The organism is Exiguobacterium sp. SH0S2 (genome assembly GCF_004337185.1).
Taxonomy (GTDB): Bacteria; Bacillota; Bacilli; order Exiguobacteriales; family Exiguobacteriaceae; genus Exiguobacterium; species Exiguobacterium aurantiacum_A.
This window is the reverse complement of record NZ_SJVB01000003.1, coordinates 129,187-144,558: the sequence shown is the minus strand read 5'-3', so window position 1 is coordinate 144,558 and position 15,372 is coordinate 129,187. Positions and strand designations below refer to the sequence as shown.

Below are 15,372 nucleotides of genomic sequence, written 5' to 3'. Positions count from 1 at the left end.
TAAAGCGAGTTCGGGAAGGTGAGAGCCGAACGCCATGAAGAGAGCGAATGGCGATTCCGGAGCGCCCCAATCCAAAGAGTGGCCTCGATACCGAGGCAAGTAGGGTGGAACCGCGGGTAATCCCGTCCCTATGTGCATGGCACATAGGGGCGTTTTTTGTCGTTTCAATACTTTTGGAGGTGTCACATATGAAGCACAAAACGGTGCAAGAAATCATTCTCACGTTGCAAAATTTTTGGGCGTCGAAAAACTGCCTGACGATGCAAGCGTATGACGTAGAAAAAGGGGCCGGAACGATGAACCCGATGACGTTTTTACGGAGTCTCGGACCAGAGCCGTGGAACGTTTGTTATACGGAGCCGTCACGCCGTCCGGCTGACGGTCGATACGGGGAAAACCCGAACCGTCTGTATCAACATCACCAATTCCAAGTCATCATGAAGCCGTCCCCAAACAACATTCAAGAACTCTATTTGGAGAGTTTGGAGCTCATCGGCATCAACCCGCTCGAACACGATATTCGCTTCGTCGAGGACAACTGGGAAAACCCGACGTTCGGTGCGGCCGGACTCGGTTGGGAAGTGTGGTTGAACGGGATGGAAATCACCCAGTTCACATACTTCCAACAAGTCGGCGGGATCGAGTGCGACCCGATCGCCGTCGAGATCACGTACGGCCTCGAACGTCTCGCGTCATATATTCAAGAAGTCGAGAGCGTGTTCGACCTCGTCTGGACAGACGGTTTCAAGTATGGCGATATTTTCTATCAGCCAGAGTTTGAACACTCGAAGTACACGTTCGAGCTGTCAGACGTCGATATGTTGTTCACGTTGTTCGACACGTATGAGAAAGAAGCGAAGCGGGCGCTCGAGGAAAACCTCGTCTTCCCGGCGTACGATTACATCTTAAAATGCTCGCACACGTTCAATCTTCTCGATGCGAAAGGCGCGATCTCGGTGACGGAACGGACCGGTTTCATCCAACGTGTCCGCAACATGTCGCGGGCATGTGCGGCCAAATTTATCGAAGAACGGGAACGCCTCGGCTTCCCACTCCTTAATCAAGAGAAAGCAGGTGCCTTGGATGCGTGACCTTTTACTAGAAATCGGACTTGAAGAACTACCAGCCCAATACGTGCTCCGCTCGGAGAAACAGTTAGGAGAGCGCGTAGCGGCGTTCTTGTCGGACGCCCGCGTCAACTTCGGAGCTGTCACGGTCTATTCGACACCACGTCGTCTCGCTGTACTCGTCCGTGACGTCGAGGAGAGTCAACAAGATTTGACGGAGACGCTCCGGGGACCGGCTAAAAAGATTGCGCAAGATGCAGACGGAAACTGGTCGAAAGCGGCAGCAGGATTTGCGCGTGGACGCGGACTGTCAGTCGACGACCTTTACTTCGCGGAAGAAAAAGGGGTCGAATACGTCTTCGCAAATCGTCACGAGTCAGGTCAGCCGACGGCTTCATTACTTGGCGGCCTTGAAGACGTCGTCCGCGGCATGACGTTCCCGAAAAATATGAAATGGGGTACGAGCAGCCTCCGTTACATGCGTCCGATCCGCTGGTTAGTCGCCATGTTTGGGACAGAACAGATCGATTTCGAGATCGAGGGCGTCAAAACAGGTAATGTGACACGCGGACATCGCTTCTTAAGTAAAGGCGACGTGACGATCTCATCACCTGACCGCTATGCGGCCACGCTCGAACAAGAGTTTGTCGTCGCATCGTACGACGACCGTCGCGAACGCATCGAGCGTCAAATCGAACAATTGGCGAACGAGCAAGGATGGACGGTGACACTTGACGCATCGCTGCTTGAAGAAGTGACGAACCTCGTCGAGTGGCCGACAGCCCTGTTCGGTGAGTTTGATGCGAGCTACCTCGACCTTCCGGAAGAAGTGTTGATCACGACGATGAAAGAGCATCAGCGCTATTTCCCGGTCTATGTCGGTGACACGCTCCAACACTATTTTGTGACGGTTCGTAACGGTAACGCAGACCATCTGCAAAACGTTGCCAAAGGGAACGAGAAAGTCATCCGGGCACGACTCGCCGATGCCGTCTTCTTCTATGAGGAAGATAAAAAGACGAAGATCGACGACCAGCTCGACCGTCTCGACCGCATCGTCTTCCATGAGAAGCTCGGAACGACAGGCGCGAAAGTTCGTCGCGTCCAACAACTCGCGCTCACGCTCGCTCCACTGTTCAGTGCCGATGCTCAAAAAGTCGAACGCGCTGGAAAGATTCATAAATTCGACCTCGTTAGCCAGATGGTTTACGAATTTACCGAGCTTCAAGGCGTGATGGGAGAAAAGTATGCACTCCAGCAAGGTGAGGACAAAGAAGTTGCGGCCGCGATCCGTGAGCACTATATGCCACGCTTCGCCGGAGACGCATCACCGGCCACGCCGACGGGGGCCGCGCTCGCACTCGCGGATAAACTCGATTCGATTGCTGCGTTCTTCGGGGTCGGCATGATTCCAAGCGGTTCACAAGATCCGTTCGCCCTTCGCCGCCAAGCGCAAGGAGTCGTTCAAATTCTTGGAGATTGGCACGTCGATCTACCAGTCGACAAATTACTTTCACAAGTTGTCGAATCTCAGGTGGAAGCAGGACTTTACGATGCCGATAAAGAACAAGTCAAGGCGCAACTTAACGACTTCTTTATGCTCCGCTTGAAGTATCGTCTGCAAGAGAGACAAGTACGATACGATGTGATTGATGCCGTTCTCACGACTGGTCTGACTGTCGAACAGCTCGACGCTCGCGCGGAGGCGGTTCAAAATATGCTGTCAGACGAGGCGAAACAGTTGATCGAGCAGTTGACGCGCGTCGTCAATATCGCTAAAAAAGGCGAACCAGGACTAGTGGATCCGGCCTTGTTTGAGAATGCTGAAGAGAAAGCCCTTCACGCCGCGGTCGAATCAACATTGCCCGAGACACATGAAGCGGTCGAAGTGGGCGACTACACGCGTGCCATCACATCACTTCGAGCGCTTGAACAACCGATAAGTGCTTATTTTGAAAATACGATGGTCATGAGCGACGTAGAAACGATTCGCCATAATCGTCTCAGTGAGATGAAGCGACTCGCTACGACGATCGAGCGTGTTGCTGACTTCAGCGCGCTCGTACTCTGATCAAACTAGAGGGGGTTGGCTATGCAGCTGAATGAACGCCAACAGAAGATTGTTGAGATTGTGAGAGTGAACGGACCGATCACGGGAGAGCAGATTGCTCAAGAGTTATCGCTCACCCGTGCCACGCTCCGCCCTGATCTTGCTATTTTGACGATGACTGGAATATTAGAAGCAAGACCACGCGTCGGCTACACGTTCGTCGGCAAGCGAAATTCATCGCTGCTCCGCGAAAAACTCGATTCGCTGACCGTTGGTGATTTCATGTCGTCCGCGAAAGTCGTCAGCAATGAAATGACCGTGTATGATGCGGTCGTCACGTTGTTCTTAGAAGATGTCGGGTCGTTGTTCGTCGTCGGAAAAGACAATGAGCTTGTCGGGGTGTTGTCCCGCAAAGATTTACTGCGGGCCGCCATCGGCAATCAGGACCTCGACCAATTGCCTGTCAACGTCATTATGACGCGGATGCCGAATATTACCGTTTGTGAAAAAGGTGAGACGCTCATTCGGGCCGGGATGAAGTTGATTGAGAAACAGATTGACGCCATGCCAGTCGTCGAAGAGAAGGATGGTTCGCTCATCGTGCTCGGCCGAATGACAAAGACGAACATGACCAAGGTGTTGATTGCACTTGCCAACGATGAATCGTTCTGAGGAGGAAATTGGTTTGACAAACAAACAACTCGTATTTGTCGTGAGTGACTCTGTCGGAGAAACGTGTGAGCTCGTCGTCCGGGCGGCAAGCATCCAGTTCCATGAGAACGCGATCGAGACACTCCGGATTCCTTTCGTCGAAGACGAACAGACGATTCATGATGTCGTCACGCAGGCTAGAGCCCAAGGAGCGGTGATCGCCTTCACGCTCGTTAATGAAGAACATCGCTCACTGCTCGTGTCGCTCGGTAAAACGTATGACGTCAAAACGATCGACCTGCTCGGCGACCTCCTAGACGTGCTCTCGGGAAAACTCGGGGAGAGCCCGCGTGAGAAACCGGGTCTGATCTATCGTCTAGACGAGGATTACTTCCGTAAAATCGAGGCGATGGAGTTTGCCGTCAAATATGACGACGGACGTGATCCGCGTGGCTTGAAAAAGGCCGATATCGTCCTCGTCGGTGTGTCTCGCACATCGAAGACGCCGTTGTCACAATATTTGGCGCTAAAACGTTATAAAGTCGCTAACGTCCCGCTCGTGCCGGAGTCGCGTCCGCCGGAAGAACTGTTTGAGGTGTCACCGGATAAGTGCGTCGGCTTGATCATTTCTCCGGACAAGTTGATTTCGATTCGAATGGAGCGTTTGAAATCGCTCGGTCTAAAACCGGAAGCGGATTACGCTCAACTCGAGCGAATCAATCGGGAACTCGAGTACGCGCGAGGGATATACGAACGAATCGGTTGCGAGGTCATCGATGTGACGAATAAGGCGGTCGAAGAGACGGCAGGAATCATCTTACGTCAGCTTGAACTGTCAAAAGATGACTGAGCGCTCGCATTAGTAATCGACGCGTGTTAACGGTATAATAGAGTATTGACACGATAGTGAAACGGAACGTGGTGAGCGTTCCGTTTCGTTGCGAGATTGGATAGGGAGTGGTGGAGTTGCCACGTATACCGGATGAAGTCATTGCGGAAGTGAAACAAGCCACGGATATCGTGGACTTGATCAGTGAACGCGTTGAATTGAAAAAACAAGGCCACCGTCTTGTCGGACTTTGTCCGTTCCACTCGGAAAATAGTCCTTCTTTTTCCGTATCGCCTGAAAAAGGCATGTACCATTGTTTCGGTTGCGGTGCTGGCGGGAACGTCTTTACGTTCGTCATGGAAACGGAAGGGTTGTCCTTCCCGGAAACGATTGAGCGCTTAGCGACACGGGCAAACATCGCTGTAGAAGGGGTGGCCGGTGACGAAGAGTTGACACGCGATCAAGTCGTTCGCAAACAAATGCGTGATGCTCATCGGATCATCGCCGACCTGTATCACGAGGTATTGATGAAAACCGAGGCCGGAGAAGTCGGCTTGACGTATTTACGTGAACGCGGTTTGGCTGAGGCGACGATCGGGCAATACAAAATCGGATACGCCCCTGATCAACGCCGCTTCACCGTCGATTCACTCGAGCGAAGAGGGTTCGACCTAGAAGTCATGGTCGAAGCAGGACTTATTTCTAAATCTAGATCCGGTGAATATTTTGACCGGTTCGAAGGAAGAGTCGTCTTTCCGATTGCGGATCGAGACGGCACGATCGTCGGATTTAGCGGCCGTGCGATTGACGACAGACAGCCCAAGTATGTAAATACGGCGGAGACACCACTCTTTAACAAGAGTGAGTTGTTATTTGGATTTTCACAAGCACGTGCATCGATGCGGAAACAAAAACGGGTGCTCCTTGTCGAAGGGAACGTCGATGTCCTCCAAGTCGCCCAAGCCGGGACGGCCGAGGTCGTCGCTTCACTCGGGACGGCATTTTCATCGCAGCATGCCCGGGCGTTGTCACGGATGGTCGATGAAGTCGTGATTTGTTACGACGGAGACCATGCCGGACAAGAGGCGACGCTAAAAGTCGTTCGCATGCTCGAGGCGTATCCGCTCGACGTCCAAGTGCTCATGTTGCCGGAGAAGACGGACCCGGATGATTATATTCGGACGAACGGTCGGGAGCAATGGCAACGTTTTGTCGAATCGGAACGCTTATCCGTCCTCGATTTCATGAACCGGACGCTTCGGCGCGGGAAAAATATGAATCGTGAAGGAGAACGGATCCGGTTTATTGAAGCTATGCTTGGGGAAATCAGCAAGACGGACAACTCGATTCGCCGCGATTTATATTTAAAAAAATTGGCGAATGAGTTTGACATTCCTGTCGAAACGCTAGCGAATCGAATGCCGCGACCGGTGTCGAGCCAAGTGCAGGCATCACCAGCGGTTCGTGAACCAGAACCAATCCGTAAACGATCGAGTAAAGCGAATGAACCACGTTTTGTGAAGGCTGAAAAATTACTGTTACGGGCGATGCTCAGTGGGCCGGAACGGGTTCGCTTCGTTCGCGACCGACTCGGCCTAGCTTATCAAGATGAGATTCATCGCATGTTGGCGACGGCGTTTTATGAGATCGTTTCAGAAGACATGACGCTTGAAGAGTTTGAGCAGGTCATGCCGCCTTTTATGGAGCGTCACTGCGACCAACGTCCTGACTATGCCAACCGCTATGCAGAGATTCGCCTCATGTCAGCGCCTGATGATCTGACTGAAGAGGTTTTAGATGAATACATTAAGGTGATAAACAGTTATGAGGAACAGCGTCAAATCGAGCGAGCAAAAAGGGAAATCGGGCAGGATGCCGAAAGTATAGTAGACCAGGCATCGAAGCTACAAGAATTGATTACCCGGAGTCGCCGCTTACGTGAACGATGAACGCGAAGGAAGTTTGGAAGGAGTTGAACTGCTAGATGGCAGAGAAGAAAAAAGAGGATTTATTTAACGCCATAGACGAACTTGAAAAGTTGGGGAAAAAGAAGGGTGTCGTATCGATGCAAGCGATCCAGGATCGCCTCAGCCATTTTGAGGTCGATTCAGATTTTATCGATAACTTCATTGAAGATTTAGAAGGCAAAGACATCCGCGTCACAGAAGATGCGGCCGATGCCGAAGAGACTCCTACGAAAAAAGAAGACGAAGAGGTCGACTTGAATGATCTGGCTGTCCCGCCAGGAATTAAAATCAACGACCCGGTCCGGATGTACTTGAAAGAGATCGGCCGTGTCGATCTGTTGAGTGCCAAAGACGAGACCGAACTCGCGAAGCGAATCGAGCAAGGTGATGACGAGGCGAAGAAACGTCTCGCTGAAGCCAACCTTCGTCTCGTCGTCTCGATCGCGAAACGCTATGTCGGTCGCGGCATGTTGTTCCTTGACTTGATCCAAGAAGGGAACATGGGTTTGATCAAGGCAGTCGAGAAGTTCGACTACATGAAAGGGTTCAAATTCTCGACGTATGCGACGTGGTGGATTCGTCAAGCGATCACACGTGCCATCGCCGACCAAGCCCGGACGATCCGGATTCCGGTCCATATGGTCGAAACGATCAACAAATTGATCCGTGTTCAACGTCAATTGCTGCAAGACCTCGGGCGCGAGCCTGCTCCTGAAGAGATTGCCAAGGAGATGGAATTGACGCCTGAGAAAGTTCGTGAGATTTTAAAAATCGCTCAAGAACCGGTGTCGCTTGAAACACCAATTGGTGAAGAGGACGATTCGCACCTCGGTGACTTCATTGAAGACCAAGATGCGATGGCTCCTCAGGACGCAGCAGCCTATGAACTGCTCAAAGAACAACTCGAAGACGTGCTCGATACGTTGACAGACCGGGAAGAGAACGTACTCCGTCTCCGCTTCGGGCTTGATGACGGTCGGACGCGCACGCTCGAAGAAGTCGGTAAAGTGTTCGGGGTCACGCGTGAGCGGATCCGTCAAATCGAAGCGAAGGCGTTACGGAAGCTCCGTCATCCGAGCCGGTCGAAACGCTTGAAAGACTTCCTCGATTAATCGTGTTTTTGAATAAAATGTGAAGATTAAGAAGAAAGGAAGGAAAATGAGTGATTTTCCTTCCTTCTTTATTGTTTTTTGAGTAAAATAGTGAGGAATAGACATTTGGAAAGAACATGAGGGGGAAATACAATGCGTAATCCATTGTTACCGTTTGCAGCGATCGCGATCGTCGCAATCATCGCTATGGTCTCATTATCGTATTTTGGCGTAAACCAAGCGCAACAAGCCGCTGAAGGTCCAGCCGTCACCGAGATGAACCCGGAAGACTTGTACGCTGCTAAAGGCTGCACAGGTTGCCACGGCGGAAATCTTGAAGGTGGCGTCGGTCCGGCGTTGACTGGAGTCGGAGAACGTTTGTCTGCTGAAGAGATCGCGAACATCATCGTCAACGGTCAAGGTACAATGCCGGCCGGTCTCGCGTCTGCTGAAGAAGCCGACGTGCTCGCGACATGGTTGATTGAACAATAAGGGTGAGGCGTACTCCTTCTGGGGTACGTTTTTTGTTGTCCGGACAAGAATATTTCGTTACCCTAAAGAAGAAGAAGAAGTAGACAAAAGGAGTTGTCCCCATGCAAGAACAAGTCACGTTAGACCGGCGACTGAAGCGAGTCGTCGATTTTATACCAGCTGGAAGCATTTTAGCCGATATCGGTTCCGACCACGCTTACGTCCCGTGTTATCTCGTACAGCAAGGAATCATCGACCGAGCCATCGCCGGAGAAGTGAATCAAGGTCCGATGGAAGCGGCCAAAGCCCAAGTCGAATTGATCGGCGCATCGAGCAAGATTGACGTCCGGCTCGGTGACGGATTGGCGGTCCTGAATGAAGACGAGGCGACATGTATCTCGATCTGCGGGATGGGCGGAAGCTTGATCCGATCGATCTTAGAGAACGGACGGGATAAGTTAGGCGCGGTCGAACGACTCGTGCTGCAACCGAACGTCGATGGACAGCAAGTTCGGGAATGGTTGCTTGTATCAGGTTTTACGCTCGTCACGGAAACGATTGTCGAGGAGAATGATAAAATATATGAGATTCTTGTCGGGGAGCGGGGCACAGAAACGCGTTACAGTGCGGACGAGGCGGAGCGGACGTGGCAGCTTATGTTCGGGCCGGAGTTGCTGAAGACTCGTCCTGAACCGTTCAAATTGAAGTGGGGCCGGGAAGCGGACAAATTGGATTACGTGCTCGGTCAAATGGCCGAAGGCGCCCAGACCGAGGCGCTCGTCCGGAAGCAGGAGGAGTTCAAAACGTTACGCGACAAAATGAGAGAGGTGAGTCAGTGATGGCAAACGGAAATCATATCATCCAACTGTTTGAAGAGTTCGCACCGAAACATCTCGCGGTCGAAGGCGACAAGATCGGCCTACAGATCGGTACGCTGAATAAACAAGTGAATCGGGTCATGGTCACGCTCGACGTGCTCGAATCGGTCGTCGACGAAGCCATCGAGCAAGAGGTGGACTTGATTATCGCGCATCATCCGCCGATCTTTAGCGCGCTCACCCAAGTGACCGATCGCAACGCCGCCGGTCGAATCGTTACGAAATGTCTGAAAAACGATATCGCCGTCTACGTCGCCCATACGAATTTAGACGTTTGTGAGGGCGGGGTCAACGACTGGATGAGCGAGGCACTCGGATTGCGTGAGACCGAAGTGCTCGTCCCGACGTATGAAGAGCCGGTGTATAAATTGTCGGTCTTCGTCCCGGAGACACATCAGTCCGCCGTGTCTAAAGCGTTAGGCTCGGCCGGAGCCGGAAGGATCGGGAATTATGGCGATTGCCAATTCACGGTCACAGGGAAAGGGCAGTTCACCCCGCTCGACTTGGCCGACCCGTACCTCGGACAAATCGGGAAAACGGAGCAAGTCGATGAAGTGAAGATCGAGACAATCGTTACCGAAAGTAAGAAGAAGCGGGTGTTAAAAGCGATGTTTGACGCTCATCCTTACGAAGAGGTCGCTCATGACTTGATTCGGGATGAGATTACAGGGCCTGTCCTAGGTCTCGGCCGCATCGGTCGACTCGACAAGCCGCTGACGCTCGCTGAATTTTCGGAACATGTCAAAGCAAGCTTTGGTGTCGAAGCGGTGCGGGTCGTCGGCGACTTGGGCCGAACAATCAAAAAAGTGGCCGTGCTCGGTGGTGACGGCAACAAGTATGTCTCAGCCGCGCACTTCAAGGGAGCCGACGCCTACGTGACCGGTGACTTATATTTCCATGTCGCCCACGACGCGATGGCGCTCGGGCTCGCCGTAGTCGACCCGGGTCATCACGTCGAGAGCGTCATGAAACAAGGCGTCGTCGACGTCTTGCAACAGAAGTTCACGGCAGCAAAACTCGAGGTCGAGCTCCTCGTTTCCGCTACGGACACGAATCCTTTTAAGTTCCGCTGAAACTGAACACAACCCCCGCCCTCATGCATGAGGACGGGGGTTGCTTGTCATTTGCGAAGCGCCTTCACTCTCGGCAAAATGTTTCGCAGTTCGAGATAAGGTGTCTTGTCGTGTGTGCTCAAGTCATCACGGTCGTACTGCGTCAAAAAGTCGATGACTTTTTTCGTGATCGGCGTCGGTGTCGACGCGCCCGATGTGACCGCGACCGTTTCGACGTCTTGAAGCCAATTGAGATCGAGCTCACTCAAGTCACCGATGCGATAGGCATTCGTCCCGGCAATCTCTTTAGAGACTTGGGCGAGGCGGTTCGAGTTGTTCGATTTCGGATCACCGACGACGATGAGCAAGTCGCAGTCGCCGGCCTGTTCGGCCACGGCTTCCTGACGAACTTGTGTCGCGTTACAAATCTCGTTATGCACCTCGACGTGAGGATAGCGTTCTTGAATGAGTTCGATCAATGCCGAAACGTCCCATTGGCTCATTGTCGTCTGGTTCGTGACGAGAATGTTTGCGTCTAACAAATGATCTGGCAACGCCTCAAAATCGCTCTCGTACTGGACGAGATGGACTTTTCCAGGGGCGACTCCCATCGCGCCTTCAGGTTCGGGGTGACCGTGCTTGCCGATATAGATGACTTCGTAGCCGGCCGCTGTCTTCTCACGAATTAAATCGTGCGTGACGAGAACGTCAGGACAAGACGCATCGACAATCGTCAGTCCTTTTTCGATGGCACGCTTCCGAACGAGCGGGGAGATGCCGTGGGCCGTAAACACGACGGTCCCTTTGTCGATTGTTTCAACTGCTTGCATCCGATCCTCACCGTCTACGGTCTTGACGCCTAAGTCTTCAAACGCTTGGGTGACGTGACGGTTATGGACGATCATACCGAGTATATGGATAGGCCGTGGTAAATCTGGGTTGGCCACGGCTTCATTCGCTAATTTCATGGCATCGACGACGCCATAGCAGTATCCGCGTGGGCTAATTTTTTTAACTTTCATTTCGTGATGAACGCTCCTTTCGCGATGCTTTCCTACGTATTAGTCTAACATTGTTTCGAAAATACGAAAAGAATTGCGTGTATTCATGCTATAATCTTAAGGTTAGAAAGGAGGGACACCGTGGAACGCTTGAGAACATTGCTTGAAGTTCGAAAATCGTACTTCTTTCAAATCACATTTATTATCTTTATCATTCTTGGACTCGTCATCTCATCACTAGCTTTCTCTGCCGATCGCGTGACGGTGTCCCGCGCGGAAGAATTGGCGAAAGAACAATTTGACTATGCGATTGATGGGAGTATCGAGAACCTCGAGACAAGGCTTGGGAAATTGTATGAAGACCTCGTCTACCTTGGTGCTTATGTTGGAAACGAACCTTTGATTGAAGAGCGGATTCGGACGGGTTACTTGAACCAACGAACGAGTTTCACTTCGATCTTTTACTATGATTTACGAGAAGATGAATTCACTTGGTATTCGCAACGGCAAGTCCCCGCGATGACGTTAAAGGCTGATCCGAAATTTAAAGAAGTCATCACTTCGAACGGCGACGATTTATTCATGAGTGACCCTGTATCGATTTCTGGTGATGCGGGCACGTATCTTTACGTACCCGTCATCGAGGACAACCGACCGATTGGCATGTTTGGTGGAAGCATCAGTGTGCTTAACTCGGACCTCTATCGGCGCATGCTCGAATCCACGAACGATGATATGATTCTCTACCTCTTAAATGAGCGGGGAGAAGTGTTATCGACATCGTTTAACCTCGTCACGGATGCGGAGCGAAGGTTGTCACGCTCAATCGTCGAAACGACGGATGAGTATGACGTTCGGACGATTTTAAGTACCGAAGACGATGTCATCATGTTCGAACCGGACGCTCGAGTGAACGGATGGAGCGTATTGGCCAAGCATAGCACGGATTCGGTTTATGAGGCGGTCTATGATACACGTTGGCAATATTTGATGATTACGCTCGTCACTTTCTTCTTAAGTATTTTAGTCGGTCTCCTTCTCTCGAAGACATTGACGAGCCCGCTGCTCGAACTCGTTCAAAACATCAAGAAACAACAGTCACTCGAACCGATTTTACTCGAACGCACCGGTTCAAAGGAAGTCCAGACGCTCCTCGATACGTATAACGACTACTCGAATCGGATGGAGACGGCTCGACGTGAGCAGTTGAGCCAACAACAGCTCTTGCTCCAACAAGAGAAGCTCGCCTCGCTCGGTCAACTCGCGGCCGGGATCGCTCACGAGATCCGTAACCCGCTCACACCTGTCCAAATCACCTTGCAGATGGCGAAAGAAGGTCATGGTAGTGAAGAAATGCTCGACCTTGCACTGTCCGAGCTCAATCGGGCTAACCATTTGATTACGACGATGCTCACGCTCGCCAAACCAGATCAATCCAAGCTTCAAGAAGAGTGGCTCGACATGACTGAATTTGCGAGTCGGCTCGAGTTCTTACTCGACGCCGAATGTTATAAACGGGTGACGAAGTGGGAACTGATTGTTCCGAATGAGATGCCGCCGTTCTACTGTTCGAGCGACATGCTCGTTCAAACCATCTACAACTTGTTTAAAAACGCCGTCGAAGCCGTCGATTCAAAAGGGGCGGACGGTAGCGTCACGGTCACGGTCCTCTTCACGGAGCGGGATTATCGGTTCTTGATTGAGGATAACGGAATCGGGATGACGAAAGATCAAGTGAACACGGTCGGGTCGGCGTTCTATACGACGAAAGAGAACGGCAACGGGCTAGGGCTGTACATGATTCGAGAATCATTAAAAGCCGTAAACGGTCAAATGGAAATCGAGAGCGTTGAAGGAGAAGGTACGGCGATGATGATTAAAATCCCAAGGCGGACAAACGTATGAAGGGCTTCCGCTATTACTGGCTTTGGATTCCCGTCATCTGGGCCATGACGATTTTATTGATCACGTCGATCCAGTTGCCGGAACGCGCGACGACGAACAATGAGGTCGGCTTCGTGTTCGTCAGTGAAAAACACGAACACGCCAATAAGTTGTTAGCCGCATTTGTACGAACGGCCAATCAAAAAGGGTTCATTCCGATTCCGACGACAAGTGAGGATTCACGTGTCTTAGAAAAAGAGAAATTGGATTCTTTGATCGAGCGCGGTGTCAAAGCCATCTTCGTGACGACGCTTGACGAGACGTTCATTCAATCATCGCTCGAAAAGGCGAGAGACAAAGGGATTCCGATTATCGCGATCGACCGGATGATCGACCACGATAGCGTGCTCACGTCCGTCGTGTCCGATAACGTTGAAATCGGGCGGATGGCCGCCAACCATATTGCCGCCAAACATACCGCACTCGATCGGCCGATCCGTGTCGTCGAAGTGAGGGGAACGGCAAAAGTCCGCTCGACCATCGATCGTAGCCTCGGGTTGACCGAGTACGATAAAGCCCATGACGACCTCGAGGTCGTGGCCTCGCTCACGGGTAACTACGATCCGTTCCAAGCCGAGATCGAGATGTCGCGCTGGCTCGAGGAAGACATCCCGTTCGACGCCGTGTTTTCCCATAACGACGACAATACGTTCGGGGTCGTGAGGGCGCTCGAGAGCAAGAGACTAAATGACAAGACAATCGTGTCGGTAGACGGTGTGACAGAGATTTACCCGTTGATTCATAGCGGGAAAGTCGATGCGACGGTCGTGCAATCCCCGAACGAAATGATTGAAGTCGGGTTCAAAGCGCTCGAACAGCATTTGAGCAGTAAAAAAATCTCGGCGCACTACTATTCATCGAGTTACTTGTATGAAGGACTCGGTAAAGATTAATTGACAAATAACTAGATTCCGCTATGCTAGGAAAAGTGGAAAGAAACAGGAGGTGTATCGATTGAACAGCTTCCAACAGTTCAAATTGTTACCGTTTATCGTCGATGCCTTGACAGAAAAGCGCATCACTAACCCAACGGACATTCAGGCACGGATTATTCCAGCCGCGATGAATGGCCGTGACATCATTGGAAAATCACAAACCGGGACCGGGAAGACACTTGCGTTCCTCTTACCTATTTTAGAATCGATCGACCCGAGCGAACATGAAGTCCAAGCGATCGTTGTCGCACCGACACGCGAGCTTGCCTGGCAAATCCACGAAGAGTTGAAAACACTCCTCGTGAAGCAGCCTGACTATATTAAGACGAGTTTGATCGTCGGCGGAACTGACCGTGAACGTCAAATCGACAAGATGAAAAACCCACCACAGTTGATCATCGGGACGCCAGGCCGTCTGCTCGACTTGATGAAAGTTCAGGCGTTGTTCCCGCATAAAGTCAAACATTTCGTCGTCGATGAAGCCGATCAAATGCTTGATATGGGCTTCTTGCCAGAAGTGGACCGCATCGCGCAGTCGCTTCCGGAAAGACTGCAAACGATGGTCTTCTCAGCGACAATCCCAGAGAAGCTTGAGCCGTTCTTGAAGAAATATCTTCACGATCCGCGCTACGCTGAAGCAAGTGCCGAGCACCGCGTCGCACCGAAGATCAAGCACCACGTCATCCCGGTCCGTCACCGCGACCGCAAAGAATTGACGGTCGAAGTGGCCAAAGCGATCAATCCGTTCGTCTGCCTCGTGTTCACGAACACGAAACAAGACGCGGATGAGCTCGAGAAGTCGTTCCGTGAGGCAGGCCTCAACGTCGGGACGCTTCATGGCGACATGCAAGCCCGTCGACGCAAGCAAGCGATCAAAGACATCAACGATGCAAAATATCAATACGTGATCGCAACCGACTTGGCTGCCCGCGGGATTGATATTAAAGGTGTGTCGCACATCATCAACTTCGGTATTCCGAAAGATCTCGACTTCTACACACACCGTGTCGGCCGGACCGGTCGTGCCGGTGCCACCGGAGAAGCGTATACGCTGTATGAAGATCACGAGAACGGCCCGATCAATCGACTTGAAGAGCGTGGTTTCGCGTTCACACATGTCGATGTCAAAGGCGGGACGCTCCAAGAGATCAAGACTCGTAAACGCCGCGTGACCGACCGTAAGATGAAAGTATCGCACACGGCGCACAGCCGTATGGCCGGTGAGATCAAGAAGGCGAAGAAGAAAGTCAAACCAGGCTACAAGAAGAAGTTCAAGTATAAATTGAAAGAGACGGCTTCGCGCGAGCATATGCAACAACAGCGCACGGAACGTCGTGAGACCCGTAAGAAGAACAGACGGTAATCACTAAACAGAAGAATCGACTTCATGGAGTCGGTTCTTCTTTTTGTGTACACTAAAGGCAGAAGATTGCGAA

The 15,372-nt window shown here is 51.7% G+C and carries 13 protein-coding genes; 12 read left to right on the top strand and 1 reads right to left on the bottom strand.

Annotation, left to right across the window (positions count from 1 at the left end; genetic code table 11):
* Nucleotides 1-188: 188 nt before the first annotated feature.
* The 9 genes from glyQ to EVJ21_RS09370 all read left to right on the top strand — a co-directional run bounded on the left by glyQ (nucleotide 189) and on the right by EVJ21_RS09370 (nucleotide 10,077).
* Nucleotides 189-1,091: a glycine--tRNA ligase subunit alpha gene (gene glyQ / locus EVJ21_RS09410; RefSeq protein ID WP_016508054.1), complete on the top strand. Its 903-nt coding sequence runs from the start codon at nucleotides 189-191 to the stop codon at nucleotides 1,089-1,091.
* A complete protein-coding gene (glyS, locus tag EVJ21_RS09405; protein ID WP_131490388.1) occupies nucleotides 1,084-3,138 on the top strand; it encodes a glycine--tRNA ligase subunit beta in 2,055 nt (684 codons plus the stop codon). The genes glyQ and glyS overlap by 8 nt, the downstream gene beginning before the upstream one ends.
* A 21-nt stretch (nucleotides 3,139-3,159) precedes the next feature.
* Entirely contained in the window at nucleotides 3,160-3,789 is a 630-nt protein-coding gene (gene ccpN, locus EVJ21_RS09400; RefSeq protein ID WP_070327000.1) for a transcriptional regulator CcpN, read from the top strand.
* The gene (locus tag EVJ21_RS09395; RefSeq protein WP_070327897.1) at nucleotides 3,776-4,618 is read left to right on the top strand and encodes a pyruvate, water dikinase regulatory protein; all 843 of its coding nucleotides are present in this window, start codon (nucleotides 3,776-3,778) and stop codon (nucleotides 4,616-4,618) included. Before ccpN ends, EVJ21_RS09395 begins: the two co-directional genes overlap by 14 nt.
* A 110-nt stretch (nucleotides 4,619-4,728) precedes the next feature.
* A complete protein-coding gene (gene dnaG / locus EVJ21_RS09390; RefSeq protein ID WP_233589561.1) occupies nucleotides 4,729-6,546 on the top strand; it encodes a DNA primase in 1,818 nt (605 codons plus the stop codon).
* Nucleotides 6,547-6,581: 35 nt separating this feature from the next.
* Complete coding sequence (gene rpoD, locus EVJ21_RS09385) at nucleotides 6,582-7,676, top strand: RNA polymerase sigma factor RpoD (protein WP_016508087.1); 1,095 nt, start codon at nucleotides 6,582-6,584, stop codon at nucleotides 7,674-7,676.
* Between the two features lie 132 nt (nucleotides 7,677-7,808).
* Complete coding sequence (gene cccA / locus EVJ21_RS09380) at nucleotides 7,809-8,147, top strand: cytochrome c550 (protein ID WP_070327002.1); 339 nt, start codon at nucleotides 7,809-7,811, stop codon at nucleotides 8,145-8,147.
* A gap of 101 nt (nucleotides 8,148-8,248) precedes the next feature.
* Nucleotides 8,249-8,965: a tRNA (adenine(22)-N(1))-methyltransferase gene (locus tag EVJ21_RS09375; RefSeq protein ID WP_131490387.1), complete on the top strand. Its 717-nt coding sequence runs from the start codon at nucleotides 8,249-8,251 to the stop codon at nucleotides 8,963-8,965.
* Nucleotides 8,965-10,077 carry a Nif3-like dinuclear metal center hexameric protein gene (locus EVJ21_RS09370; RefSeq protein WP_131490386.1) on the top strand — a complete coding sequence of 371 codons (1,113 nt, stop codon included), beginning with the start codon at nucleotides 8,965-8,967 and terminating at the stop codon, nucleotides 10,075-10,077. The genes EVJ21_RS09375 and EVJ21_RS09370 overlap by 1 nt, the downstream gene beginning before the upstream one ends.
* 47 nt (nucleotides 10,078-10,124) lie before the next feature.
* On the opposite strand, the gene EVJ21_RS09365 is transcribed toward EVJ21_RS09370, so the two are convergent.
* Nucleotides 10,125-11,078, bottom strand: coding sequence for a 4-hydroxy-3-methylbut-2-enyl diphosphate reductase (locus tag EVJ21_RS09365; RefSeq protein WP_131463783.1), 954 nt, complete (start codon nucleotides 11,076-11,078; stop codon nucleotides 10,125-10,127).
* 120 nt (nucleotides 11,079-11,198) lie between these two features.
* Between EVJ21_RS09365 and EVJ21_RS09360 the strand changes: the two genes are divergently transcribed.
* The 3 genes from EVJ21_RS09360 (at nucleotide 11,199) to EVJ21_RS09350 (ending at nucleotide 15,299) form a co-directional block, all read left to right on the top strand.
* Nucleotides 11,199-12,962, top strand: coding sequence for a sensor histidine kinase (locus EVJ21_RS09360; protein ID WP_071397766.1), 1,764 nt, complete (start codon nucleotides 11,199-11,201; stop codon nucleotides 12,960-12,962).
* On the top strand, nucleotides 12,959-13,894 hold the full coding sequence (locus EVJ21_RS09355; protein ID WP_071397765.1) for a sugar ABC transporter substrate-binding protein: 936 nt from the start codon (nucleotides 12,959-12,961) through the stop codon (nucleotides 13,892-13,894). The genes EVJ21_RS09360 and EVJ21_RS09355 overlap by 4 nt, the downstream gene beginning before the upstream one ends.
* 61 nt (nucleotides 13,895-13,955) lie before the next feature.
* On the top strand, nucleotides 13,956-15,299 hold the full coding sequence (locus EVJ21_RS09350) for a DEAD/DEAH box helicase (RefSeq protein ID WP_071397764.1): 1,344 nt from the start codon (nucleotides 13,956-13,958) through the stop codon (nucleotides 15,297-15,299).
* The last annotated feature ends 73 nt before the right edge of the window (nucleotides 15,300-15,372 follow it).

Excerpts from the sequence above, each read along its gene's own strand:
- glyS (WP_131490388.1), top strand. The coding sequence starts at position 1,084 with ATGCGTGACCTTTTACTAGAAATCGGACTTGAAGAACTACCAGCCCAA.
- EVJ21_RS09370 (WP_131490386.1), top strand. The coding sequence starts at position 8,965 with ATGGCAAACGGAAATCATATCATCCAACTGTTTGAAGAGTTCGCACCG.
- cccA (WP_070327002.1), top strand. The coding sequence starts at position 7,809 with ATGCGTAATCCATTGTTACCGTTTGCAGCGATCGCGATCGTCGCAATC.
- ccpN (WP_070327000.1), top strand. The coding sequence starts at position 3,160 with ATGCAGCTGAATGAACGCCAACAGAAGATTGTTGAGATTGTGAGAGTG.
- EVJ21_RS09355 (WP_071397765.1), top strand. The coding sequence starts at position 12,959 with ATGAAGGGCTTCCGCTATTACTGGCTTTGGATTCCCGTCATCTGGGCC.
- EVJ21_RS09375 (WP_131490387.1), top strand. The coding sequence starts at position 8,249 with ATGCAAGAACAAGTCACGTTAGACCGGCGACTGAAGCGAGTCGTCGAT.
- glyQ (WP_016508054.1), top strand. The coding sequence starts at position 189 with ATGAAGCACAAAACGGTGCAAGAAATCATTCTCACGTTGCAAAATTTT.
- rpoD (WP_016508087.1), top strand. The coding sequence starts at position 6,582 with ATGGCAGAGAAGAAAAAAGAGGATTTATTTAACGCCATAGACGAACTT.
- EVJ21_RS09395 (WP_070327897.1), top strand. The coding sequence starts at position 3,776 with ATGAATCGTTCTGAGGAGGAAATTGGTTTGACAAACAAACAACTCGTA.
- EVJ21_RS09365 (WP_131463783.1), bottom strand. The coding sequence starts at position 11,078 with ATGAAAGTTAAAAAAATTAGCCCACGCGGATACTGCTATGGCGTCGTC.